The sequence below is a fragment of the Aminobacter sp. AP02 genome (genome assembly GCF_003148805.1).
Classification (GTDB): Bacteria; Pseudomonadota; Alphaproteobacteria; order Rhizobiales; family Rhizobiaceae; genus Aminobacter.
The window spans coordinates 1-25,674 of record NZ_QGGX01000011.1 but is presented as its reverse complement, the minus strand read 5'-3'; the positions used below and the strand labels follow the sequence as shown (position 1 = coordinate 25,674).

Annotated in this window: 18 protein-coding genes and 1 pseudogene; 16 read left to right on the top strand and 3 right to left on the bottom strand. The window is 61.3% G+C overall.

What is annotated here, in order from left to right; translation table 11 throughout:
- The first annotated feature begins 155 nt into the window (after positions 1–155).
- The 11 genes from C8K44_RS15410 to C8K44_RS15360 all read left to right on the top strand — a co-directional run bounded on the left by C8K44_RS15410 (position 156) and on the right by C8K44_RS15360 (position 18,423).
- Positions 156–2,624, top strand: coding sequence for a glycogen/starch/alpha-glucan phosphorylase (locus C8K44_RS15410; RefSeq protein WP_109576690.1), 2,469 nt, complete (start codon positions 156–158; stop codon positions 2,622–2,624).
- A 52-nt stretch (positions 2,625–2,676) separates the two neighbouring features.
- Positions 2,677–4,893 (top strand): 1,4-alpha-glucan branching protein GlgB, encoded by a 2,217-nt coding sequence (glgB, locus tag C8K44_RS15405; RefSeq protein WP_109576689.1) that lies wholly within the window; start codon positions 2,677–2,679, stop codon positions 4,891–4,893.
- A 14-nt stretch (positions 4,894–4,907) separates the two neighbouring features.
- Positions 4,908–6,170: a glucose-1-phosphate adenylyltransferase gene (gene glgC, locus C8K44_RS15400; protein ID WP_109576688.1), complete on the top strand. Its 1,263-nt coding sequence runs from the start codon at positions 4,908–4,910 to the stop codon at positions 6,168–6,170.
- Positions 6,171–6,173: 3 nt separating this feature from the next.
- A complete protein-coding gene (gene glgA / locus C8K44_RS15395; protein ID WP_109576687.1) occupies positions 6,174–7,619 on the top strand; it encodes a glycogen synthase GlgA in 1,446 nt (481 codons plus the stop codon).
- Positions 7,620–9,248, top strand: a complete 1,629-nt coding sequence (locus C8K44_RS15390) for an alpha-D-glucose phosphate-specific phosphoglucomutase (protein ID WP_109576686.1) — start codon at positions 7,620–7,622, stop codon at positions 9,246–9,248. It abuts the gene before it with no gap.
- Entirely contained in the window at positions 9,248–11,278 is a 2,031-nt protein-coding gene (glgX, locus tag C8K44_RS15385) for a glycogen debranching protein GlgX (RefSeq protein WP_245417498.1), read from the top strand. The genes C8K44_RS15390 and glgX overlap by 1 nt, the downstream gene beginning before the upstream one ends.
- Entirely contained in the window at positions 11,278–12,918 is a 1,641-nt protein-coding gene (locus C8K44_RS15380; RefSeq protein WP_109576821.1) for an alpha-glucosidase family protein, read from the top strand. The genes glgX and C8K44_RS15380 overlap by 1 nt, the downstream gene beginning before the upstream one ends.
- 189 nt (positions 12,919–13,107) lie before the next feature.
- Entirely contained in the window at positions 13,108–14,700 is a 1,593-nt protein-coding gene (locus C8K44_RS15375) for a peptide ABC transporter substrate-binding protein (RefSeq protein ID WP_109576685.1), read from the top strand.
- 70 nt (positions 14,701–14,770) lie between these two features.
- Positions 14,771–15,694 carry an ABC transporter permease subunit gene (locus C8K44_RS15370; RefSeq protein WP_109576684.1) on the top strand — a complete coding sequence of 308 codons (924 nt, stop codon included), beginning with the start codon at positions 14,771–14,773 and terminating at the stop codon, positions 15,692–15,694.
- Positions 15,687–16,805 carry an ABC transporter permease subunit gene (locus C8K44_RS15365; protein WP_109576683.1) on the top strand — a complete coding sequence of 373 codons (1,119 nt, stop codon included), beginning with the start codon at positions 15,687–15,689 and terminating at the stop codon, positions 16,803–16,805. Before C8K44_RS15370 ends, C8K44_RS15365 begins: the two co-directional genes overlap by 8 nt.
- A gap of 1 nt (position 16,806) precedes the next feature.
- Entirely contained in the window at positions 16,807–18,423 is a 1,617-nt protein-coding gene (locus C8K44_RS15360) for an ABC transporter ATP-binding protein (protein WP_109576682.1), read from the top strand.
- A gap of 142 nt (positions 18,424–18,565) precedes the next feature.
- On the opposite strand, the gene C8K44_RS15355 is transcribed toward C8K44_RS15360, so the two are convergent.
- From C8K44_RS15355 to C8K44_RS15345, 3 genes are all read right to left on the bottom strand, one after another.
- Positions 18,566–19,834 (bottom strand): O-antigen ligase, encoded by a 1,269-nt coding sequence (locus tag C8K44_RS15355; RefSeq protein WP_109576681.1) that lies wholly within the window; start codon positions 19,832–19,834, stop codon positions 18,566–18,568.
- Between the two features lie 19 nt (positions 19,835–19,853).
- Positions 19,854–21,101: a polysaccharide biosynthesis/export family protein gene (locus C8K44_RS15350; RefSeq protein ID WP_245417497.1), complete on the bottom strand. Its 1,248-nt coding sequence runs from the start codon at positions 21,099–21,101 to the stop codon at positions 19,854–19,856.
- Between the two features lie 93 nt (positions 21,102–21,194).
- Positions 21,195–21,869, bottom strand: a complete 675-nt coding sequence (locus C8K44_RS15345) for a sugar transferase (protein ID WP_109576680.1) — start codon at positions 21,867–21,869, stop codon at positions 21,195–21,197.
- Positions 21,870–22,471: 602 nt separating this feature from the next.
- Here C8K44_RS15345 and C8K44_RS15335 point away from each other — a divergent pair.
- The 5 genes and pseudogenes from C8K44_RS15335 to C8K44_RS15315 form a co-directional block, all read left to right on the top strand.
- Positions 22,472–22,744: an exopolysaccharide production repressor protein gene (locus C8K44_RS15335; RefSeq protein WP_245417496.1), complete on the top strand. Its 273-nt coding sequence runs from the start codon at positions 22,472–22,474 to the stop codon at positions 22,742–22,744.
- A 292-nt stretch (positions 22,745–23,036) separates the two neighbouring features.
- Positions 23,037–24,077 (top strand): glycosyltransferase family 2 protein, encoded by a 1,041-nt coding sequence (locus C8K44_RS15330; protein WP_109576678.1) that lies wholly within the window; start codon positions 23,037–23,039, stop codon positions 24,075–24,077.
- Between the two features lie 14 nt (positions 24,078–24,091).
- Positions 24,092–24,460: a hypothetical protein gene (locus C8K44_RS15325; protein ID WP_109576677.1), complete on the top strand. Its 369-nt coding sequence runs from the start codon at positions 24,092–24,094 to the stop codon at positions 24,458–24,460.
- A 139-nt stretch (positions 24,461–24,599) separates the two neighbouring features.
- Entirely contained in the window at positions 24,600–25,406 is an 807-nt protein-coding gene (locus C8K44_RS15320; RefSeq protein WP_109576676.1) for a glycoside hydrolase family 16 protein, read from the top strand.
- 63 nt (positions 25,407–25,469) lie between these two features.
- Positions 25,470–25,674 (top strand): annotated as a pseudogene (locus C8K44_RS15315) (UDP-glucose 6-dehydrogenase); the annotation flags it as partial.

Genomic DNA, 25,674 nt, shown 5'->3' with positions numbered 1-25,674 from the left:
GTCGGCCACAACCTTAAGTCTCCGCGTCGCGCAATATTGACGCGGAGGTTTAAATCGATTGAGATCGCATTCGGAATGGCTAACATGAGTGCGGGAGGACAGGTGTCGGCGAGGGAGGCAACAAACCGGTGGCCGAACAGCATGCGAGAGGCGACATGACCCGCGCAGAGACCCCTAAAATCCCGCAGCCGCAGCTTGGCGACACCAGCCCTGAGGCCCTTGCTGCTGAAATCCTGAAGGCGCTGAAGTACCGGCTCGGCAAGGACGCTACCGTTGCCACCGAATACGATTGGCTGACAGCATCGATCAAGGTGGTGCGCGACCGCATCGTCGATGAATGGATTTCCTCCACCAAGGAGGCTTACGACCAGAGCGCCAAGCGGGTCTACTACCTCTCCTTGGAGTTCCTGATCGGTCGCCTGATGCGCGACGCGTTCTCCAATTTGGGCCTGATGGAAGCGATGCGTGAGGCACTTGCTTCACTCGGCGTCGACTTCGATGTCATTGCCAAGCTGGAGCCCGATGCGGCGCTCGGCAATGGCGGTCTTGGCCGCCTTGCGGCCTGCTTCATGGAAAGCATGGCGACCGTCGACATTCCCGCCCATGGCTACGGCATTCGTTATGCCAACGGCATGTTCCGTCAGGAGATACATGACGGCTGGCAGGTCGAATTGCCTGAAACCTGGCTCGAACATGGAAATCCTTGGGAATTCGAGCGCCGCGAGCGTGCGTTTGAAGTCGGCTTCGGCGGATCGGTCGAATCCATCACCGCCAAGGACGGGCGGCTCGAGCGTCATGTGTGGAAGCCGACCGACCGGGTGCTGGCCGTAGCCTACGACACACCAGTGGTCGGCTGGCGCGGTGCGCGTGTGAACACGCTGCGCCTCTGGTCCGGCATGCCGCTCGACCCGATCCTGCTCGACGCATTCAACGCGGGCGACCACATCGGCGCGCTGCGCGAAAGCAACAAGGCCGACGCGCTGTCGCGCGTGCTCTATCCGGCTGACGCTACGCCGGCAGGCCAGGAGCTTCGGCTGCGCCAGGAGTATTTCTTCTCCACCGCCTCGCTGCAGGACATCCTTCAGCGGCATCTGAGCCAGTATGGGGACCTGAATTCCTTGCCTGACAAGGCAGCGATCCATCTCAACGACACGCATCCGGCTGTGGCTGTGCCCGAATTGATGCGGCTGTTGATGGACGTGCACGGGCTCGACTTCGATACGGCCTGGGGCATCACCAAAAGCACCTTTGCCTACACCAATCACACGCTGCTGCCGGAGGCGCTGGAAAGCTGGCCGGTGCCGCTGTTCGAGCGGCTGTTGCCGCGCCACATGCAGATCGTCTACGCGATCAACGCCGAAGTGCTGCTGGAAGCGCGGGCGACCGGCCGCTTCACCGGCGAACAGATCACCCGCATCTCGCTGATCCAGGAAAATGGCGAGCGCCGCGTGCGCATGGGCAATCTGGCCTTTGTCGGCTCGCACAGCGTCAATGGCGTCTCGGCTTTGCACACCGAACTGATGAAGGAGACGGTGTTCGCCGATCTCCACAGCCTTTATCCCGAACGCATCAACAACAAGACCAACGGCATCACGCCGCGCCGCTGGCTGATTCAATGCAATCCGGGCCTGACCGGACTGGCGCGCGAGGCGATCGGTGACCGCTTCCTCGACGAAATCGAGGCGATCCGGGAGCTGGATGGCCTTGCCGGCGACGCGGCGTTCCGGGAGAAGTTCGCCGGCGTCAAGCGCGCCAACAAGGAGAGGCTTGCCAATCTCGTTGCCGAGCGGCTGGGCATCAGGGTTGACCCGTCGGCGCTGTTCGACATCCAGATCAAGCGCATCCACGAATACAAGCGCCAGCTTCTGAACATCATCGAGGCGGTCGCGCTCTACGATCAGATCCGCTCGCATCCCGAGCGCGAATGGATGCCGCGGGTGAAATTCTTCGGCGGCAAGGCGGCGCCGAGCTACCACAACGCCAAGCTGATCATCAAACTGGCCAATGACGTCGCCAAGGTGATCAATCGCGACCCCTCGGTGCGCGGGCTGCTCAAGGTCGTCTTCGTGCCGAACTACAATGTCAGCGCCGCCGAAATCCTGATGCCGGCAGCAGACTTGTCGGAGCAGATTTCGACCGCCGGCATGGAGGCGTCGGGAACCGGCAACATGAAGTTCGCGCTCAATGGAGCGCTCACCATTGGCACGCTCGACGGCGCCAATGTCGAAATCAAGGAGCATGTCGGCGACGACAACATCTTCATCTTCGGCCTGACGACCGAGGAGGTAGCCCAGCGCCGCAACAGCGGCTACCAGCCGGGCGCGGTGATCGACGGTTCGCCCGAGCTCAAACAGGCGGTAGCGGCGATCTCGTCTGGCGTGTTTTCGCCCGACGATCCGGCCCGCTACCGCGAACTGATGGATGGGCTCTACCAGCACGACTGGTTCATGGTCGCGGCTGATTTCGATTCCTATGCCGCCGCCCAGCGGCAGGTCGATGCTGTCTGGCGCGACAGCCCGGACTGGTACGCGCGCGCCATCCGCAATGTCGCGCGTGTCGGCTGGTTTTCTTCCGACCGGACCATTCGACAATACGCCAAAGAAATCTGGAACGTGCCGGCCTGATGTGATTGCATGAGCTGACCTCGCGCAGAACCCTGGGAGGGGAAACCGCAACATGCTGAAGCCCGGCGCCGCCGCCGAAACGAAACCGGAGCTTGAAAAAGCGGCGGACAGCGATGTTGAGGCGATCGTCAACGGAACCCATGGCGATCCGTTCGCGGTGCTGGGACTCCAGCAATCGGGCAAAAGCTTCCTCGCACGCTGTTTCGTGCCGCACGCTGAATCTGTCACGGCCCACACGCTGGACGGCAAAGCCTGCGGCGAGCTTGCGCGCCGCAACGATACCGGTTTTTTCGAAGGCAAGTTGACGATCCGCAAGCGCCAGTCGCTGCGCTACCATGCGCGCAACGCGGGCGGCGACTGGTGGCTCACCGATCCCTACAGCTTCGGTCCGGTGCTTGGGCCGATGGACGACTACTTCATATCGGAGGGTTCGCATCTCAGGCTGTTCGACAAGCTTGGCGCGCATCTGATTTCGCATGAAGGCGTCGACGGCGTGCATTTTGCCGTGTGGGCGCCCAATGCCCATCGCGTCTCAGTCGTCGGTGATTTCAACGACTGGGACGGCCGCCGCCATTCGATGCGGTTGCGCCAGGACACCGGCATCTGGGAAATCTTCATTCCCGGCATCGGTCCCGGCCGGCCCTACAAGTTCGAGCTGATCGGTGCCCGAGGTGTCAGGCTTCCGCTCAAGGCCGATCCTTACGCCATCCGCTCCGAACTCAGGCCCGCGACAGCATCGGTGACCGACAGGCCCCAAGTCCACGAATGGGCCGACGACGCCCACCGCGCTTACTGGAAAGCCGCCGACCATCGGCGTCAGCCAATCAGCATCTACGAGGTTCATGCGGGCTCGTGGCAGCGGCGAGACGATGGTAGTTTCCTGTCTTGGGACGAGATGGCCGACAGGCTGATCCCCTACGTTGCGGAGACGGGGTTCACCCATATCGAGTTCCTGCCGATCTCCGAGCACCCTTACGATCCATCTTGGGGCTACCAGACAACAGGGCTCTATGCGCCCTCGGCACGTTTCGGCGATCCCGACGGCTTTGCCCGTTTTGTCGATGGCGCCCATCAGGCCGGGATCAGCGTCATTCTCGACTGGGTGCCCGCGCACTTTCCGGTCGACGAACACGGACTTGCGCATTTCGACGGCACGGCACTCTACGAACATGCCGACCCGCGCCAGGGCTTCCACCCCGACTGGAGCACCGCGATCTACAATTTCGGCCGACGCGAGGTGGTGTCCTTCCTGGTCAACAACGCGCTGTTCTGGGCCGAGAAATACCATGTCGATGGCCTGCGCGTGGATGCGGTGGCGTCGATGCTTTACCTCGACTACTCGCGCAAGGAAGGCGAGTGGATCCCCAACGAGTTTGGCGGCCGCGAAAACCTGGAGTCGGTCCGTTTCCTGCAGAAGATGAATGTCGCCGTCTATGGCACGCATCCCGGCGTGATGACGATTGCCGAGGAGTCAACGTCGTGGCCGAAGGTATCGCAACCGGTGCATGAGGGCGGGCTCGGCTTCGGCTTCAAATGGAATATGGGCTTCATGCACGACACGCTGGAGTATCTTTCGAAAGAGCCGATCCATCGTAAACATCACCACGGCGAGATCACATTCGGGCTAATCTACGCGTTCAGCGAGAATTTCGTTCTGCCGCTGTCCCACGACGAAGTCGTGCACGGCAAAGGCACGCTGCTCAGCAAGATGGCCGGCGACGACTGGCAGAAGTTTGCCACGCTGCGCGCCTATTACGCATTCATGTGGGGCTACCCCGGCAAGAAGCTTTTGTTCATGGGCCAGGAGTTTGCCCAGCGCGCCGAGTGGAACGAAGCGAAGGCGCTCGACTGGAACCTGCTCGACTATGCGCCGCACCGAGGCGTGCAGACCTTAGTGCGCGATCTCAACTTTCTCTACCGCTCGCGCCCGGCACTTCATGCGCGCGATTGCGAACCCGAGGGTTTTGAGTGGCTGATCGTCGATGACGCGGCGAACTCGGTGTTTGCCTGGCTGCGTAAGGCGCCGGGTGCTGCCCCTATTGCCGTCATTTCAAGCTTCACGCCGATCATGCGCGAAAACTATCGCGTGCCGCTGCCCAAGGCCGGCACCTGGCGGGAAATCTTCAACTCCGACGCGCTGGATTATGGCGGGTCGGGCAAGGGAAACAGCGGCGTGGTCACCGCACGGCCGACGGATGGAGGAGGGGCAGCCGCGACGCTGCTTCTGCCGCCGCTGGCGACGATCATGCTTGAATTTGTGGCGGACTGAGCAGGGAGGGTGCCATGGAAATCAAGAGAAACCAGCCGCTGGCGCGCGATGCCATGGCCTATGTCCTGGCGGGCGGGCGTGGTAGCCGGCTCAAGGAACTGACTGACCGGCGCGCCAAGCCAGCTGTCTACTTCGGCGGCAAGACGCGCATCATCGATTTCGCGCTCTCCAACGCGCTCAACTCGGGCATCCGCCGTTTGGGCGTCGCCACCCAGTACAAGGCGCATTCGCTGATCCGACACCTGCAGCGCGGCTGGAACTTCCTGCGGCCCGAGCGCAACGAGAGTTTCGACATCCTGCCGGCGAGCCAGCGTGTCTCCGAGACGCAGTGGTATGAGGGCACCGCCGACGCGGTTTACCAGAACATCGATATCATCGAGGCATATGGCCCTGAATACATGGTCATCCTCGCCGGCGATCACATCTACAAGATGGATTACGAGCTGATGCTGCGACAGCACGTCGATGCGGGAGCTGACGTCACCGTCGGCTGCCTTGAAGTGCCGCGCCTGGAGGCGTCGGGCTTCGGCGTCATGCATGTCGACAAGAAGGACAACATCATCTCCTTCATCGAAAAGCCGGCCGATCCGCCCGGCATTCCCGACAAGCCCGACTATGCGCTCGCTTCGATGGGCATCTATGTCTTCAAGACCAGGTTCCTGATGGAGCAGTTGCGCCGCGACGCCGCCGAGCCTGAATCGAGCCGCGACTTTGGCAAGGACATCATCCCCTACATCGTTCAGCACGGCAAAGCGGTTGCACATCGCTTCGCCAAATCCTGCGTGCGCTCGAGCACCGAAGGCGAGGCCTATTGGCGCGATGTCGGAACTGTCGACGCCTATTGGGAGGCCAATATCGACCTGACGGACATTACGCCCGAACTCGACCTCTACGATCGCGACTGGCCGATATGGACTTACTCCGAACTGACGCCGCCGGCCAAGTTCGTGCATGACGAGGACGGCCGTCGCGGCTCAGCCGTGTCGTCGCTCGTGTCGGGCGATTGCATCGTTTCGGGTGCTTCGCTGCGGCGGAGCCTGATCTTCACCGGCGCTCGGATCAATTCCTACGCTACGCTGGAAGATGTGGTGATGCTGCCGGCTTGCCATGTTGGACGCTATGCCCGGCTTAATCGCGTGGTCATCGATCACGGCGTACACATCCCCGAGGGGCTGGTCGTCGGCGAGGATCCCAAGCTCGACGCCAAGCGTTTCCGCGTCTCGGAAAAGGGCATCTGCCTGATCACCCAGGACATGATCAACAGGCTGGAGTTGTAACTGGTGCAGGTGCTTTCGGTCACGCCCGAGATTTTTCCGCTGATCAAGACCGGCGGGCTGGCCGACGTGACCGGCGCACTGCCAGTGGCGCTAGCCGGGCTGGGCATCAAGACGCGCAGTCTGGTGCCGGGTTATCCCGTTGTGATGGCTGCGCTGAAGAAGAAAAAAGCACTCCACCAATACGCGGCATTGCAGGGCGGCAAGGCGGCATTGCATGCAGCCGAGGTTGCTGGCCTCGATATGCTCGTGCTCGACGCGCCCCATCTGTTCGATCGGCCGGGTGGTCCGTATGGCGATGCCACGGGAGCCGACTGGCAGGACAATTGGCGGCGCTTCGCTGCGTTGGGTCGAGTTGGCGCCGACATCGCCTCTGGCGTGATCAAGGACTACAAGCCAGACATCGTGCATGCGCATGATTGGCAGTCGGCAATGACACTTGCCTACATGCGTTACGGCGAAGCGGCAAACGTGCCCTCGGTCATGACGGTTCACAATCTGGCCTTTCAGGGCCAGTTTGGTGCGAACATCTTCAACGGCCTTGGGTTGCCGCAGCAGGCTATGGCGCTGGACGGCGTCGAATATTATGGCGGCGTCGGTTTCCTCAAGGCAGGCCTGCAAGCTGCTTGGGCGGTCACCACGGTGAGCCCGACCTATGCTCAGGAGATCAGGTCGCCAGCCTTCGGCATGGGTCTTGACGGGCTGATCAACCTTCGGGCGGGCGAACTCCACGGTATCGTCAACGGCATCGACGACGACATCTGGAACCCCGAGACGGACAAGCACCTGGCCGCTACCTATACGGCCAAATCGTTGAAAAGCCGCAAGGCCAACAAACGCGCCATCGAAGAGCGTATGACCCTCGATAGTGATATGGGGCCGGTCTATTGCGTGGTCAGCCGCCTGACCTGGCAAAAGGGGATCGACATCCTCGCTTCCATCATCGATCCGGTTGTCGCCTCCGGTGCACGGCTGGCGATCCTCGGGTCGGGCGACGCAGGTCTGGAAGGCGCGCTCCTGGCCGCCGTCGCTCGTCATCGCGGGCGGGTCGGCGTCGTCATCGGTTATGACGAAGGGCTGTCGCATCTGCTCCAAGGCGGTGCTGACGGCATATTGATTCCATCGCGGTTCGAGCCCTGCGGCCTGACCCAGCTCTACGGCTTGCGCTATGGCTGCGTGCCGATCGTTGCCCGCACCGGCGGCCTTGCCGACACAGTCATCGACGCAAACGAGGCGGCCGTGGCGGCTGGTGTCGCAACCGGTTTCCAGTTCACGCCGGAAGATGCCGGCGCGTTTCATCACGCCATCCTGCGAGCGAATGCACTTTATGCCGAGCCGGCAGGCTGGACCTCCCTGCAGCGGCAAGGCATGAAATCGGATGTCTCCTGGGATCGAAGCGCCCAGAAATATGCCGCACTTTACCGCAAGCTTCTCTCAAAAAGGGATGCCTGAATGATTCGTACTGTCTCGACCTCGCCCTATGATGACCAGAAGCCCGGCACTTCGGGGCTGCGCAAGAAGGTGCCCGTCTTCCAGCAGCCCAACTATGCCGAGAATTTCATCCAGTCGGTGTTCGATTCGCTTGAAGGCTTTGCCGGCAAGACGCTGGTGGTTGGCGGCGACGGCCGCTTCTACAACCGCGAGGTGATCCAGAAGGTCATCGCCATGGCGGTGGCCAACGGCTTCGGGCGCGTCGTGGTGGGGCAGGGCGGCATACTGTCGACACCGGCGGCCTCCAACCTGATCCGCAAGCGCAAGGCCTTTGGCGGCATCATCTTGTCGGCCAGCCACAATCCGGGCGGGCCGAAAGAGGATTTCGGCATCAAGTACAATGCCGAAAACGGCGGCCCCGCGCCTGAGAAACTGACGGATGCGATCTACGCCCGCAGCAAGGTCATCTCGAGCTACAAGATCGCCGATGTCGGCCCGGTCGATCTCGACCGCCTTGGTACCTTCGAGGTTGGTGGCATCAAGGTCGAAGTCGTCGACCCCGTATCCGATTACGCCGAGCTGATGGAGACGCTGTTCGATTTCGACGCGTTGCGCGCGCTGTTCAAGTCAGGCTTCCGCATGCGTTTCGACGCCATGCACGCGGTGACCGGCCCCTATGCCAAGGAAATCTTGGAAAAGCGGCTTGGCGCTGCCAATGGCACCGCGCGCAACTTCGTGCCGCTGGAAGACTTCGGCGGCCATCATCCCGACCCGAACCTCGTTCACGCCAAGCATCTCTATGACGAGATGATGGGGCCGAACGCCCCCGACTTCGGAGCCGCGTCGGACGGCGACGGGGACCGAAACCTGATCATCGGCCGCGGAATCTTCATCACGCCGTCGGATTCGCTGGCGATGCTGGCGGCAAACGCCCATCTCGCGCCCGCCTACAAGACGGGCCTCAAGGGTATCGCGCGATCGATGCCGACGAGCGGTGCCGCCGACCGCGTCGCCGAAAAGCTCGGCATCGGCATGTATGAGACGCCGACCGGCTGGAAGTTCTTCGGCAATCTTCTCGACGCCGGCATGGCGACGATCTGCGGCGAGGAAAGTGCGGGCACCGGCTCCGACCATGTCCGGGAGAAGGACGGGCTGTGGGCCGTGCTGCTATGGCTCAACATCCTCGCCGTGCGCGGGGAAAGTGCCAAGGACATCGTCGCCAAGCACTGGGCGACTTACGGCCAGAACTACTATTCGCGTCACGATTACGAAGAGGTCGAGACCGATCGCGCCAACGCGCTGGTCGATGAGCTGCGCGGCAAACTGCCGACGCTGCCGGGCACAAGCGTGCGAGGAATGAAGATCGCCAGCGCCGACGACTTCGCATACCACGACCCGGTCGACGGCTCGGTGAGCAAGAACCAGGGCATCCGCGTGCTGTTTGAGGGCGGCTCGCGTGTTGTCTTCCGCCTGTCGGGTACGGGCACGTCGGGTGCCACATTGCGCGTCTATATCGACCGCTACGAGCCTGACCCGGCGCGCCATGGGCTCGACACGCAGGCAGCGCTTGCCGATCTGATCCAGGCGGCAGAGGACATTGCCGGCATCAAGAGCCATACCGGTCGCGACAAGCCGAGCGTCATCACCTGATGCCCATGGACGCAGAGGCTGCACATCGGCCGCGGTTGGGCGCGACCGTTACCGACAGCGGCATTCGTTTCGCCGTCTGGTCGAGTGCAGCCGAACGAATGTGGGTCTCGCTGTTCGACGCCGAGGGCAAGGTCGAGATCGAGCGGCTGGAGTTGAAGCGCGAAGATGAAGATGTCTTCGCGCTCGCGGTTGCCGGATTGGGCGAAGGGGCCCGCTACGGCATCCGCGCCGACGGGCGATACGCGCCGGACGAAGGGTTTTGGTTCGATCCCGACAAGCTGCTGGTCGATCCCTACTCAATACGCATGGACCGTGCCTATCGATACGATGGCCGGCTGGCTGCACCGCGCGGGCAGGGCGGCGACACTGCTCAACTGGTGCCGAAGACGGTGGCGACTGCTCATCGGCCCGCGCCAACAGCGCCGCCCATCTTTCGGCAGGGGGGACTGATCTACGAAGTTCCGGTGCGAGCCTTTTCGATGGCTCACCCGGGCATTTCGAAGAAGCTTCGTGGAACCATTCGCGCGCTGGCCGAGCCTGTCGTCATCGAGCACCTCTTGAAGCTCGGCGTGTCGGCCGTCGAACTCATGCCGGTGACGGCGACGATGGACGAGCGCCATCTGCCCCGCCTCGGCCTCGGCAACGCCTGGGGCTATAATCCGGTTACCTTCATGGCGCTCGATCCGCGATTGGCGCCTGAGGGCATCGACGATCTGCGCGACGCGACGGCGGCACTGCACGAGGCGGGTATTGGCGTCATCCTCGATCTCGTCTTCAACCACACCGCGGAGAGCGACGAGTTCGGCCCGACCCTGTCGCTGCGCGGCCTCGACAATCGCGCCTATTATCGCGAGGCGGTGGACGATCCGGGCCGCTATGCCAACGATACCGGAACCGGCAACACGCTCGCCTGCGATCGCCCGGCAGCACAGGCGCTGGTCCTCGATAGTCTCAGGCACTTCGTCGTCCATGCTGGCGTCGATGGTTTTCGCTTCGATCTGGCGCCGGTGTTGGGCCGGGTTGGTGGCGAATTCACCGCCGATGCGCCGCTGCTCCAGGCGATGCGGAACGATCCTATCATCGGCGACCGCGTCCTGATCGCTGAACCGTGGGACATCGGCCACAACGGTTATAGGCTCGGTGGCTTCCCCGGAGAGTTTCTCGAATGGAACGACCGCTACCGCGACGACGTCAGGCGGTTCTGGCGCGGCGACCGCGCAATGGTTGGGGCGCTGGCAACACGGCTGGCCGGGTCATCCGACATTTTCGGCAATGGCGCGCGGACGCGAACCGTCAATTTCGTCGCGGCCCATGACGGCATGACATTGGCTGACATCGTTCGCTACGAGCGCAAGCACAACGAGGCCAATGGCGAGCACAATCACGACGGGCACAACGAGAACTTTTCGTGGAACAACGGTGTCGAGGGCGAAAGCCGCGATCCAGACATTCTGGCCGATCGCGACCGCGATGCGCGCGCGATGCTGGCCACGCTGTTTGCTTCGCGCGGAACCATCATGCTGACTGCCGGCGACGAGTTTGGACGCAGCCAGCGCGGAAACAACAACGCCTACGCGCAGGATAACGAACTAACGTGGCTCGACTGGGCCGACCGCGATATCGCCCTGGAAGACTTTGTCGCCGCCCTTTCCAAGCTGAGGCGAGAGGTGCCAGCGCTGGTGGGACTGGACTTTTTCACAGGCAAGCCCCGCGATGGATCGGCCGTGCCCGATGTCGAATGGCTGACGGAGGCTGGCCGGCCGATGTCGGACGCCAACTGGCATGAGCCCGACCGACATCGCTTGTCGATGCTCCTCGCAAACGGCGACAAGCCCGGCGGACGGTTGGCTGTGCTGATCAATGGAACGCGGCGCGACGCCGGTTTTCGGCTTCCCGTTCGGTCAGGCTTTCTCTGGCGGCCGGCAGTCGATGGGCTGGAGCCGGTGAATGAACGCTTTGCGGTCCAAGCGCGCAGTGTCCGGTTCGCACTTGAACGCCCTGCTGATGACAGCCAAGGAGAGTCGTCATGATGCCGAAAGACGGAGCAACGCCGGCAGCCGACTGGTGGCGCGGCTGCGTCATTTACCAAGTCTATCCGCGCTCGTTTCAGGACACGACAGGCGACGGCAGCGGCGACCTTGCCGGAGTCACCCGGCGTCTGCCGTACATCGCGTCGCTTGGTGTCGATGCGGTCTGGCTGTCGCCCTTCTTCAAGTCGCCGATGGCTGACATGGGCTACGACGTCTCGGACTACCGCGATGTCGATCCCATGTTCGGCACGCTTGCCGATTTCGATGCCCTGATCGCCGAGGCTCATCGGCTCGGTCTCAAGATCATCATCGACCAGGTGTTGTCGCACTCATCGGACAAGCATCCCTGGTTTGTCGAAAGCCGCGCGAGCCGCGACAATCCCAAGGCCGACTGGTACATTTGGGCTCCGCCCAAGCCTGACGGAACCGCCCCCAACAACTGGATGTCGATCTTTGGCGGCCCAGGCTGGGAGTGGGATTCGACCCGCAGGCAATATTACCAGCACAACTTCCTCGCCTCGCAGCCAGACCTCAACTTCCACAATCCGGACGTACAGGATGCGCTTTTGGAGTCGGTGCGATTCTGGCTTGATCGCGGCGTCGACGGTTTCCGGCTCGACACTGTCAATTTCTACGTCCACGACAAATGGCTGCGCGACAACCCGCCATTGCCCAAGAGCATCGCTGGCGAAAACGAAGAACCCAATCCTTACGAGTATCAGGATCATCTCTTCGACAAGACGCAGCCCGAAAACATCGATTTTCTCAAACGCTTCCGCGCATTGCTCAACGAGTATAAAGGGCGCGCTTCGGTAGGCGAAGTCGGCGATGGTGCGCGTTCGCTGCAGACGGTGGCCGCCTACACGTCAGGCGGCGACAAGCTCAACATGTGCTACACGTTCGACCTGTTGGGCCCGAAATTCTCGGCAGATCATGTCCGCACTTGCATCGCAGATTTCGAAAAGGCTGTGACCGATGGCTGGGTCTGCTGGGCCTTTTCCAATCATGATGTGATCCGCCATGTGACACGCTGGACAAGGCCCGGAGGCGACCCTGAAACCGTGGCCAAATTCTCCATCGGCCTTCTTGCCTGTCTGCGAGGATCGATTTGTATCTATCAGGGCGAAGAGCTTGGTCTTGAGGAGGCGGAGCTTGCCTTCGAGGATTTGCGCGATCCCTACGGCATTCGCTTTTGGCCGGGCTACAAAGGCCGCGACGGCTGCCGCACGCCCATGGTTTGGGAGGCCCAGGCCGAGCAAGGCGCCTTTACAGATGGCAAGCCGTGGCTGCCGATTCCGTCGGAACATCGCGCTCTCGCGGTCGACCGGCAACAGCGTGAAACGGAATCGGCGCTGGCTCGCTACCGTTCAGTTTTTGCTGCGCGCGGAACGCTTTCGGCACTTATCCACGGCTCGATTGCGCTTCTGGAAGCCAAGGGCGACGTGCTCGCTTTTGTGCGGGAAGCCGGGGATGAGCGGTTGCTCTGCATCTTCAATTTTGCCGACAAAGCAGCTTCATGGCCGGTTCCAGCACGGCTTGGCGGTGCAGAACCATTCGCGTTTCCCGGAGCTGCCGGCGACCTCGAAGTAGGCCGTATCACATTGGCTCCGCTCGGTTACTTTATCGCGCGCTTGGTTTGAACTCGCTCAAGTTGACTTTAGGTGAGCACGAGTCGTGTTGAAAATAAAAAAAGTCGTGTCTAGTGTCAGCCACCGCTGGCGGTAGGGAGCTGCCGGCTCGCTCAACGAAACCGGAAAAATCCGGCATTCGGGCGCTAACCAGGCGAGGCCGTGTTTACGGGGAACACGCCTAATTGGGAGTAGTAACACATGCTGAAGAACATGCTGAAAGCGACAGTGTTTGCGACGACGCTTGCGCTGTCCGCCGGAGCGCTGTCCGCTCCGGCTTTTGCGGAGGTCGTCTTTAATCGCGGCAATTCGGCCGATCCGGAATCGCTTGATCCGCACAAGACCTCGACGGTCTATGAAGCTCACATCCTGCGCGACCTTTTCGAGGGTCTGGTGATGCAGGACAAGGACGCCGAGATCATTCCGGGCGCTGCCGAGAGCTGGACCGTATCGGACGATGGCACCGTCTACACCTTCAAGCTTCGCCAGGGCGGTACCTGGTCGGATGGCAGCCCGGTTACGGCTGACGACTTCGTCTACTCCTTCCGCCGCCTCGAGGATCCGGCAACCGCCGCAGAATACGCCTCGATGCTCTATGTCGTGAAGAACGCCGAAGAAGTGAACACCGGCAAGGCCAAGCCCGAAGAACTCGGCGTCAAGGCTGTCGATGCCAACACCTTTGAAGTGACGCTCAAGTCGCCGACCCCTTATTTCCTCGAGATGCTGACGCACCAGTCCACCTATCCGGTGAACAAGGCTGCGATCGACAAGCTCGGCGCCGACTGGATCAAGCCGGGCAACCTGGTTTCCAATGGCGCATTCACGCTCGCTGAGTTCGTGCCGAACGACCACATCAAGCTCGTCAAGAACCCCAAGTTCCATGACGCCGCCAGTGTGAAGCTCGACGCCGTCAACTACTTCCCGACCGAAGATCGCTCGACCGCCATCAAGCGCTTCGAAGCCGGCGAACTCGACTCCAACGACGATATCCCCACCGAGCAGATGGCTGACCTCAAGGCCAAGTTCGGCGATCAGCTGCGTATCGGCGCCTATCTCGGCACCTATTACTACGCGATCAAGACGGACAAGGCGCCGTGGGACAATGTCGAGCTGCGCAATGCGGTTTCGATGGCGATCGACCGCGACTTCCTGGCCGAAAAGGTCTGGCAGAATTCGATGCTGCCCGGCTACTCGATGGTGCCTCCAGGCATCGAAGGCTACTCCTCGTCGATCGCCAAGTTCGCCGAGATGTCGCAGATCGACCGCGAAGACGAAGCCAAGAAGGTCCTCGAGAAGCTCGGCTATGGCCCTGACAAGCCGCTGAAGATGGAAATCCGCTACAACACGTCGGAGAACCACAAGAATACGGCTGTCGCGATCCAGGAGCAGCTCAAGCCGCTCGGCATCGAGGTGACACTGCTCAACACCGACACCAAGACCCACTACGGCCACCTGGAACAGAAGGGTGACTTCGACGTTGCACGCGCCGGCTGGATTGCCGACTACAAGGATCCGGAAAGCTTCCTCGGCATCTCGCGCAAGGCTTCGGGCAACAACTATTCGAACTACAACAGCCCGGCCTTCGAAGCCGCGATGGACAAGGCAGCCGCTGATGGTGGCAAGCCGGAAGTCCGTCTGAAGGACCTCGAAGAAGCAGAGCGCATCCTGATCGACGACGTCGGCCAGATCCCGCTGCTCTACTATAGCTACAAGAACCTCGTCTCGCCCAAGATCAAGGGCTTCGATGAGAACGTCATGGACGTTCATCCTTCGCGCTTCGTCAGCAAGGACTAGTCCCGGCACTTCCGCCGCCTCCTGAAAACGGGGGCGGCGGTCCCGGCTAACCTGCGAAGGCGTGGTAGCTATGTTTATGTACGTATTCCGGCGGCTTTTGACCGCCATCCCGACGATGTTTGTCATCGTCACGCTTGCCTTTTTCCTGATCCGCGTCGCCCCTGGCGGCCCATTCAATCAGGAGCGCGGTCTCAGCCCCGAGATCAAGGCAAACCTAGAAGCCCAATTCGGTCTCAGCGATCCGATCTGGCTTCAATATTTCAATTATCTCAAGAATCTGCTGCACGGCAATTTCGGTCCCAGCTACAACCTGCCCGATTTCACCGTTACCGAGCTGTTCGCCAACGGTCTGCCGATCTCGGTTCAGCTTGGCCTGTCGGCTCTCGTCCTGGCGCTTGCTGTCGGCACGGTGCTCGGTATCGTTGCAGCACTCAACCAGAACAGGCTTGGCGACTATTCGGTGATTGCACTTGCCACCGCTGGCAGCACGATCCCGACCTTCGTCATCGCTCCGGTCATCCAGCTGCTGTTCGGCCTGACCTGGAAGCTGCTGCCGATCGGCGGCTGGGGGGACGGTGCATGGATCAACAAGATCGGCCCGATCCTGACGCTGTCGCTGCCACAGATCGCGATCGTGGCGCGCCTGATGCGTGGTTCGATGATCGAGTCGCTGCGCTCCAATCACATCAGAACGGCGCGTGCGCTTGGCCTGTCAGACTGGTCGGTGGTGGTCAAGCATGCGCTGAGAGGTGCTGTCCTGCCCATCGTGTCTTATGCGGGTCCGGCGGCGGCGGCGTTGCTGACCGGCTCGATCATCGTCGAGACGATTTTTGCCATCCCCGGAATCGGCCGCTACTTCGTCGATGCCGCGCTCAATCGTGACTACACGCTGGTGATGGGCACGGTGGTGGTGATTGCGATGTTTACGATCGCCTTCAACCTGATCGTCGATATTCTCTATGCCTTCTTCGATCCAAGGGTGCGCTATGACTGATACAGCCATTACCGCGCCTGTCGTAGGGCGTTCGCTTTGGGGTGATGCCTGGGCACGCCTCAAGGCCAACAAGGCTGCGATGTTCAGCCTTTTCTACCTGATCGCGATGGCGACGGTCTGTATCGTCGGGCCGTTCTTCGTGCCGCATCAGTACACGACGATCTATCCCGACTACGTCAGGACCCCGCCAAGCATTTCGGCCTACCCGAAGCCCGAGATGATCGAGACCGCCATGAACGATGCTGTCAGGCGCATGCGTGTCGACGTCAAGGAATGGCGGCAGGAAGGCGAGCGTGTGTTCATCACGGTGACGTCGGCCAAGCCGCTCGACGAACGCAACATCCGCTATCTCGACCGTTCCGACACCTTCGACGACGCCAAGCTGGAAAGCACGGCTGCCGATGGCTTGTCGGCGGTGATGAGCGCTTCGATCAAGCAGCAATACTTCCTGTTCGGTACCGACAACACCGGTCGCGACCTGCTGTCGCGTACGCTGATGGCCGGCCGAATCTCGCTGGCGATCGGCCTCCTCGCCGGTATCGTCGCTGTGGTCATCGGGGTCGTCTATGGCGCCACCGCGGGCTTCATGGGAGGCAAGACCGACGAGGTGATGATGCGCATCGTCGACGTGCTCTATTCACTGCCCTTCATCTTCTTCGTCATCATGCTGGTCGTCTTCTTCGGGCGAAACTTCGTGCTGATGTTCTTAGCGGTGGGAGCGGTGCTGTGGCTCGACATGGCGCGCATCGTACGTGGCCAGGCCTTGTCGATCCGTAGACAAGAGTATGTCCAGGCGGCGGAAGCGCTCGGCGTCAGGTCGCGAGGCATCGTGCAGCGGCACGTCATCCCCAACCTGCTCGGCCCGGTGGTCATCTACATGACGCTGCTGGTACCGCAGGTTATCATCCTGGAGAGCTTCCTGTCGTTCCTTGGGCTCGGTGTGCAGGAACCGATGACCAGCTGGGGCGTGCTCATCTCCGTCGGAGCCAAGAACATCGGTACCGCCAATTGGCTACTGTTGTTCCCGGCCTTCTTCCTGGTCTCGACGCTGTTTGCGCTGAATTTCATCGGCGACGGACTTCGTGACGCTCTCGATCCGAAGGACAGGTGAGATGGCTGGAGAAACAATCCTTTCGGTCAAGGACCTGCGGGTCCGCTTCCGTACGCTCGACGGCGTCGTCAATGCGGTGAAGGGCATCAACCTTCACGTCGACGCCGGCGAGACTGTTGCCGTGGTCGGTGAGTCCGGCTCCGGCAAGAGCCAGACGATGATGGCGGCGATGAGCCTTTTGGCATCCAATGGCGAGGCCACCGGCGTTGTCGACTATCGTGGCAAGAACCTGCTGACACTTGGCAAATCGGAACTCAACAAAGTCCGTGGCCGCAAGATCAGCATGATCTTCCAGGAGCCGATGACCTCGCTCGATCCGCTCTACACAATCGGCAACCAGTTGATGGAGCCGATCCGCAGGCATCGCGGACTGAGCGGGGCTGAGGCACGCGCCGAAGCACTGAGGCTGCTCGAACTGGTCAAGATTCCCGACCCGGAACGGCGCCTCAAGTCTTATCCGCACGAAATGTCGGGCGGCCAGCGCCAGCGCGTGATGATCGCCATGGCGCTTGCCAACGATCCCGACATCCTGATCGCTGACGAGCCGACAACGGCTCTCGACGTGACGATCCAGGCGCAGATCCTGATGCTGCTTGCCGAACTGCAGCGCAAGCTCGGCATGGCAATCGTCTTCATCACCCATGATCTCGGTATCGTCCGGCGCTTTGCCGACCGTGTCTATGTCATGCGTTATGGCGAGGTGGTGGAAGAAGGCAAGGCCGACGAGCTGTTTGCCAACCCGCATCATGACTACACCAAGATGCTGCTCGCCGCGGAGCCGACCGGTCGCAAGGCCGCACCTCCAGACAATGCGCCGATCCTGCTCGAAGGGCGCAATGTCGAGGTGGAGTTCAAGATCGGTGGGGGCTTCCTTGCCGGTCCGCCGATGCTGCTCAAGGCTGTCGATCGCATTTCGGTGACGCTCAAGCGCGGCCAGACCATCGGCATCGTCGGCGAGTCGGGATCGGGAAAGTCGACGCTGGGCCGTGCCTTGCTCAGGCTGCTGCCGAGCGAAGGCGTGATCCGCTTTGCCAATCAGGACCTGTCGAAGGCCGACAAGAGCGAGATGCGTCCGTTGCGCAAGGAACTTCAGCTGGTCTTCCAGGACCCGTTCGGTTCGCTGTCGCCACGCATGACGGTGGGGCAGATCATCACCGAGGGCCTGCTCGTGCACGAGCCGTCCTTGTCTTCCAAGGAGCGCGACAAGCGCGCGGTGGAAGCACTCCGCGAGGTCGGCCTCTCCCCTGAAACGCGCAACCGCTATCCGCACGAATTCTCCGGCGGGCAGCGTCAGCGCATCGCTATCGCGCGGGCGATGATCCTGAAGCCGAAGGTCGTCGTGCTCGACGAGCCGACATCGGCGCTCGACCGGTCGGTGCAGAAGCAGATCGTCGAACTGTTGCGCACGCTCCAGGCGGACCACGATCTTTCCTACCTGTTCATCAGCCATGATCTGGCCGTCGTGCGCGCGATGTCGGACTACATCATCGTGATGAAGCAGGGAAAGATCGTCGAGGAAGGTCCGACCGAAGAGATTTTCGGTCACCCGCGCGAAGCCTACACCAAGACCCTGATGGCGGCGGCGATCGACGAAACCAAGTTCCGCCAGTCGGCATGACAACGCCGGCGCGGGTCTCCGCGCTGGCGCCTCTTTCAACGTGATAAATCGGCCCGGAAATCGCTTTCGATTTCCGGGCCGATTCACGTTGAGGCGATGAGCGGGATCTGCGCGCAATCGCGGTTGCGCGGTAGTGCACCCGTCAAATGGCTCTTGGTTCAGAAAGCCGGACCGTTGCCGGCGATTGGTCAGTTGCGCGGATTGCCGTCGGCTCCTTGGCGCGGGCCCAGCAGTAGTAAAGCAGGAACGAACCGATCGCATAGGGCTGCAAGATGTCGACCTCGAAGAACGAGCGGATGACTAGGAGCGCGAGCAATCCCGTCTGCAAGAGCGGCTCGGTCCAGTCTCTTTCATTGAGGAGCCGCCAGATGCAGCTTCTGAGCACGCCAAGAAGCGGCAGGATGATGGCCGCGGCACCGACATAGCCAAGTTCCACCAGCGCCTCGACATAGGTGTTGTGGAAATGGAACCCGGTTCGCGAGGCGATATAGAACTCGTTCCAAAGGCGCTCCGCCTCGGAGAAGCCTTGCACCCAATAGGCTTGGTAGCCAACGCCCAGCCAGGGCGTGTTGGCTGCCGCCTCCAGCCCTTGCTGCCAGAGGTAGGTGCGTCCGGTCAAAGTCGTGTCCTTGCCGAAGGCGCCCAAAACCATGTCCACCGCGCCGACATTGAGTGCCGCGAGCACTGCGGCACCGGCGAGCACCGAGCCCGTGAGAAAGAAGATCTTGCGGTGGGTGGGAGAGAAGGCTTCAAGGCCGGCAATCGCAATCACCAGAGCGACGGCTGCGGGTGTCGCCAGCATGGAGGTCGCCGAATGCGACATGACCAGCAATGCTGCCGACAAGAGCACGACGCCGAGCGCAAGCAGGCGTGCGATGCGCCCTCGGGTGAGGAACAGCCCGAAGTAGCAGCCGAGAAGCACGCCCAGCGACGCGTAGAAGCCAAGCTGGTTCTTTGAGCCGAAGGCACCGACGAAACTGTAGGTGCCGTCGAGCGCATCGTAGACCGAGCTGCCGACAAGGATGGAGTAGACCAACACCACCACGATCCCGGCCATGGCGCCGATGCTGAGCGTACGGGCATCGATCACCCTGGCGGCGATGACTGCGCAAACGACATGCGACAGATATTGCAAAGCGGCCCGGCTGGTCACATCAGGCGCGTCGGACCAGAAATAGGACAGGCACGCGATCAGCGCGAAGGCCAGCAGTTGTGGCGAGCTGGCGAGACGACCAAGCGTTAAGCGATAGTCTACCAGGATCAGCGGCAGCCAGACCGCGTAGTACATCAGGATCGAACCCTGGCCGAGGCGGAACGAATAGGCGAACACGAAGAACGAAACGGTGACCGCGAAGGCGCCGTAAAGCGTGTTTTTGCCTGGGTCGACCAGCAATGCCTTTCTGATCCGCATCTTGGTGCGTCTGCCGTGGCTACTGCATCAACGGGCTGGCTGCGCGCTCGACCTTGAGGACGTCGCCGGGTAGCACCGGCGTATCCTCGGCGGCGGCGATTTCCTTGGTCTTGCCACTGCTCTTGCGCACAAGCACATAGGATAGCGGCTGTCTGGCGCCGGCAGTTGCGGGTGCGACGCCGCCCGCCTCAGAGATGAGCCCTTTTTGGGTTCCAAGCTTGAGCGTCACGGCATTGAGTTCGGCCACTACCTTTTGGCGCTCGACGGCGAGTTCCGACACATTGTCATTCTTGAGGTCGATCGCCTCCTGCTCGGCCTTGCTGATGTCCTGCTTCGCTCGAAGCATTGCCGTGTCGAGGTCGAGGATCTTGCCTTCCATTTCGGCAATGGCGCGCTCGGTCGACAGCAGTCGCGTGTTCACCACCAGGCCCTTTTGGGCGAGCGTGTCGATGCCGCTGAGCTCCTTGCGGGCAAGCTCGACCTGGCGCTTCTGCGTCTCTGATTTCTGACCCAGCGACACGATCTCGCGCTCAAGCAGTCCTTTGAGGTCATCGAGGGCTTGCAGCCTGAGCGTGATCTTTTTCTGGCGCGACACCATGATGGCGGTTTCGTCGGCGATCATTGCGGGCACAGCAGGCAAGGAGGCAATGTCCTTTGGTGCTGCAACCTCCGTGTCGCCGGCAAGTTCGGCCTCGATGCGGGCCCGGGTCACCATCAGGCGAAGCTGTTCGTCGGACAGGACGGCATGGCTGCCTTCCGCGGTGATCAGGTCACGCTCGGTGCGCTCGCCATCGGCGCCGCGGCGCATGCCGCCAGCGATACTGATTGCCTTGAGCACGGTGAGGTCCGGAGCGTAGGGATATTGCCCCGGCGTCTTGATGTCGCCCGAGATGTAGAAGGGGCGGTATTGCGCGACCTCGACCGATGCCTCTGGCCGGTCGGAAAGGCCGAATTTCTGTTGCAGCGTCTTGCCGATCGTCTCGGCGATTTCGGCTGTGGTCTTGCCCGATGCCGGCGTTTCGCCGACGAAGGGCAGCGACAGATTACCCGACGGTCCGATCGTGTAGTCGCCGCTGACCGACGACCAGTCGCGGAACGCACCCTCGACCGTCTGCCATTCGACGACGCGAACAGTCAGCTTGTCCTGGGTGCCAAGCTGGTAGTCGTCGGCAAATGCCGTCGATGCGGAAAGGGCGATTACAAGACAAGCAAGGCCGCCGATCTGCCGCGCGCGCGAGCGCGAAAAAAGTGCCGTGTAGGATTTCAAATCTGCTGTCCGTTCCTGTGCCGCGGCATGCGAAGATGCCGACAGGTGAGGGGGAGGCGCGCCCTGTCAGGGCACCGCCTCGATTGCGGCAGCTCAGTAGCTGCCGCGCGACATGCAGACGGCCGGGACCGTCTTGAGGATGATGCGGATGTCGCCGGCCAGCGACCAGTTCTCGACATAGTGTCGGTCGAACGCCACCCGACTGTCATAGGAGACGTCGTTGCGTCCGCTGACTTGCCAAAGGCCCGTCAGGCCCGGCCGCGACTTGAAGTAGAACACCACGGCCTTGCCGTAATATTCGAGTTCGTCGCGCACCACGGGACGGGGGCCGACGATGCTCATGTCGCCCAGCAGGATGTTGACGATCTGCGGCAGTTCGTCGAGGCTGAGCTTGCGCAAAACGGCACCGACGCGAGTGACACGCGGGTCGTCCCTGAGCTTGCGTGATGATTCCCATTCGGCCTTGGCTTCGGGATTGTCGCGAAAATGCGCGGCGAGAACAGCGTCGCCGTCCCGCACCATGGTGCGGAACTTGAGGCAATGGAAAATCCGGCCGGCGCGGCCGATCCTGCGATGGCCATAGAACACAGATCCGCCATCCGAAACCTTGACCAGCAAGGCGATCAGCAAGAACAGCGGGCTGAGAACGATGAGCCCGGCGCTGGCGCCAACGACGTCGAAACCACGCTTGATTGCGCCACCTAACGGTGGAAATTCCATGGCCGCGTGCGGAAATTCCAAGCTGGTCGACTTGGCAATATCCCTCATGCTGCTACTCCAGTTGGTCAATGACCCGCCCGGGGCAAAAATAGCCACGGCATGCTGCGCTGCAAAACACGATTTCTTGGCGCTTGAAACAATGCAGCCAATGCAAGGATGATTGTCGACCGCAGGTTGCACAGGAAATGCGCATTGTGACAGCTTTATGGTCAGCAAAATTTGTATTTCAGAAGAATCGAATATACGGACTTGCGGCAGTGCGTCTCAAGTAATTTCAGTGATTATTGGCAACATGCCATCCAAAGAAGCGCGTTAAATGATGAAATCTCGAACTGGTGACCGAATTTGAACAGCTAGCAGGTTCAATTCTGTTGCAGAAACCATCGAATGGCTCCGTCGCCACGGTTTTCGTGCAGTGCAACACGCATCGGCATCGATGTGGACAAGGCGCGACAGAGTGCTCGGCTTGCTGAGGACCGGGCCGACCAATATAATGGCACGACGTTCCTCGGATTGACCGGCCATCAATACGTCCGCGCCAAGATGAATGCGGGGAATAGGCGCTGGCGGAAGCTTGCGAGGGCTAGGGGCATGGCAAGTATTAACGCGACGGTTATGAGGCCGCTGCCCAAGGCAGGCGGCCAAACGTAATGACATTGCCAAAGTTTATCCTTGGTCTGGTGATTGTGATCGCCATCGTGGCACTCTGGTCCTATCTGGATGCTGCTAGCTGGGGCGTGATCTTGCTGCGCATAGTCATCTGCGCGGTGATTCTGCAGGTCGGATACTTCCTGGCGGTCGTTGCGATGGTGCTTCGCAGCGCACCGAAAAATGCCGGAAATCACAACAGTGCGCAGGCTCCGGCGGAAAACGGCGCTGCTGTGCCCACTGAGGACATGACCTCGAAAGGCAGCGCTCACTGAGCAGGTTGGCGGGCCAGAATCGCTTGCCGCGCCACTCCGCCTTCATCACGGCGAACCGGCTCCAGCCTGGGCCGACACGCATCTTTGCATCGCCATCATTACGAAAATCGCGGCCACGGGATGTGATCGCCGCGATCTGACGGCATGCCTTGGAAAGCTGCGCGTCAGCGGTCCAAGGAGCCGATGCCCGCGGGCAGGAACGTGAATCGCCGTAACAAAAGTTGGGGTTCCCATGTTCGCAGGTGCAATATAGCTCTGCCCGAGGCGGGACTATGACGGAAAGGCTACCGACGTGAGCGGAACCGACGTCTGTGTCATCATTGCCGCGCACAATGCGGCAGAGACGATTGCGACAGCCATAGACTCGGCTCTACGGGAGCCCGAAGTGGCTGAGGTCGTGGTCGTGGACGATGCTTCGACCGACGCGACCGAAGCTGTGGCGCGTGCCGCAGAAGACGGCAGCGGCCGGCTTCTGGTGCTGCGCCTCGACGTCAATCGTGGCCCCTCTTTCGCGCGTAACCTAGCTATAAGGCAATCGAAGGCGCCGCTCATCAGTATCCTCGACGCAGACGATCTCTTCCTGGAAGGCAGGTTCAAAAGGCTGTTGCGCGGGTCTGACTGGGACCTGATTGCCGACAACATCGTCTTTGTTCACGCAGGTTCCGCCCGAGATTTGCTGTCAGGCAAGGTGCCGCGCTTTGCCTCCGCTCCCGAGTTTCTGGACCCGGTGCAGTTCATCAAGGGCAATATTTCTCGGCGCGGCGCCCAGCGCGGCGAACTCGGCTTTCTCAAGCCGGTGATCCGTCGCGCGGCACTTGAGACGCATGGCCTGTGCTATGATGAATCGCTACGATTGGGCGAGGATTACGCACTCTACACCAGGGCGATGCTGAATGGCGCGCGCTTCAAGCTGATCCGGTCATGCGGCTACGGCGCTGTCGTGCGGCCGAATTCGCTCAGCGGCCGGCATCGCACCGAGGATTTGCGGCGGCTGGCCGACGCCGATCTTTCGCTTTTGGGCGATCCAGAGCTTGCGGCGGAGTTCAAGGCGGTGCTGCGCCGACATGAGCGCCACGTCAGGGACAAGTACAGGCTGCGTCGCTTCCTCGACCTCAAGGCTGCAAGCGGGCTCGCCGACGCAGCAGCTTTTGCATTTCGCTCCCCGTCCAATTTGGCTGGTGTCGTGGGCGGGATCGTCAGGGACAAGATCGAACCGCTGCGCCGGGCGGTGTCTCGCGCGCCTTCTCGGGGCGAACCCCGCTACCACTATTTGATGCCCGGCACGGCAGTTGCCGGTGAGTGCGCGGGCGCTAGCATGTCATTCGACTATTAGCGCGGAGCAGCACGATGACATCGATCTTCGCATTTCGCACCCGCAGCCCAGATCGCGACGAGGACACGGATCGCGCGCGCTTCGAACGGCTGGCGCGCGCGCTAGACCAACTTGCTTCCGAGGTCGAGGCGGAAAAGGCGGGCATCAGGAGCCGTTACGAGGCGGTATCGGCCAATGCTGCGTTTCTGGTCGAAGCCATGGACAATGATGCTGCAACTTCGCGGCGGGCAGCTGAGATGGATCAACTGACCGAAGCTCTCAAGAACTGCCTTCGCCGCATCGAGGTGTTGGGCAGGCAAACGGAATTCGTTTCCGGACTTCGTCATTCGGTCGACATGTTTGCTGCCGAAGGTGGCAAGGCTGTGGGGGAAGTGGCCACATAGCCTGACGCTGAAGCGATATCGGCCTGGCAACAAAATCAGGGAGGTTGGAGGAGGAAGTTTGCCGGCTGGGCGCGAGCCCGGTCGGGTGTTGGATGTGGTTCTCGGGCGGGAGGCACGCAGGCACAAGGATGACTTGGGTATGAACTTCGACAAGAAAAATGTCGCCAACCGCTTCTGCGCCCTGCAGTTGTCGGTCGCGCTCGTGGGTTTGCTTGCCGCAACAGGCGGTGCGCTGGCAGAGGATGCCACCGGCAAATCATTCGTCGACAATTTCGACAGTCTCAGCAGTTCGCGCTGGTTCGTCTCCGACGGATGGGACAACGGCAAGCATCAGAACTGCACCTGGTCGAAGGACCAACTCAAGCTCGCCGACGGCAAACTGATACTGACCTTCGAAAAGAAGCCGTTCAAGAACCGCGATTATTCCTGCGCCGAAGTGCAGACCAAGCAGCGCTTCGGCTACGGCACTTATGAGGCGCGTATGAAGACCGGCACCGGCTCAGGGCTCAACGCGGCCTTCTTCACCTATATCGGTCCTGTGCACAAACAGCCGCATGACGAGATCGATTTCGAGGTGCTGACCAAGGATCCCTCCAAGGTGCAGGTCAACGCCTATGTCGGCGGCAAGTCGAATGATGAAAAACTGGTCGATGTCGCAGGTGGCACTGATCAGGGCTTCAACGACTATGCCTTCGTCTGGGAAAAGCAACGGCTGCGCTGGTACGTCAATGGCAAGCTCGTGCACGAGGTGACCGATGCCTCACAACTGCCCAGCCATCCCCAGAAGATCTTTTTCAGCCTGTGGGGCACCGACACGCTGCGTGAGTGGATGGGCGCATTTGTCGATCCCGGCAAGCCGGTGACGATGGCTGTCGAGCGCGTTGCGTTCACCGCGCTTGGCGAACCTTGCCAGTTCGAGGGTTCGGTCGCTTGCGCCCTGCAGTGATCCGCAAACGGCGAGCAGTCCCGCACCGGACTTGCAACATTACAAACAACAGGATTTGACGGGATGAACTTGACGGTATTTGGAATTGGCTATGTCGGGCTTGTGCAGGCTGCGGTTCTGGCCGAGGTCGGCCATGACGTTGTCTGCGTCGATGTCGATGCGGCCAAGGTCGAGCGGCTGAACCAGGGGTTCATCCCGATCTTCGAGCCGGGGCTCGAGGCGCTGGTGCGCGAAAACCATGCGGCGGGGCGCATCGTCTTCACCACCG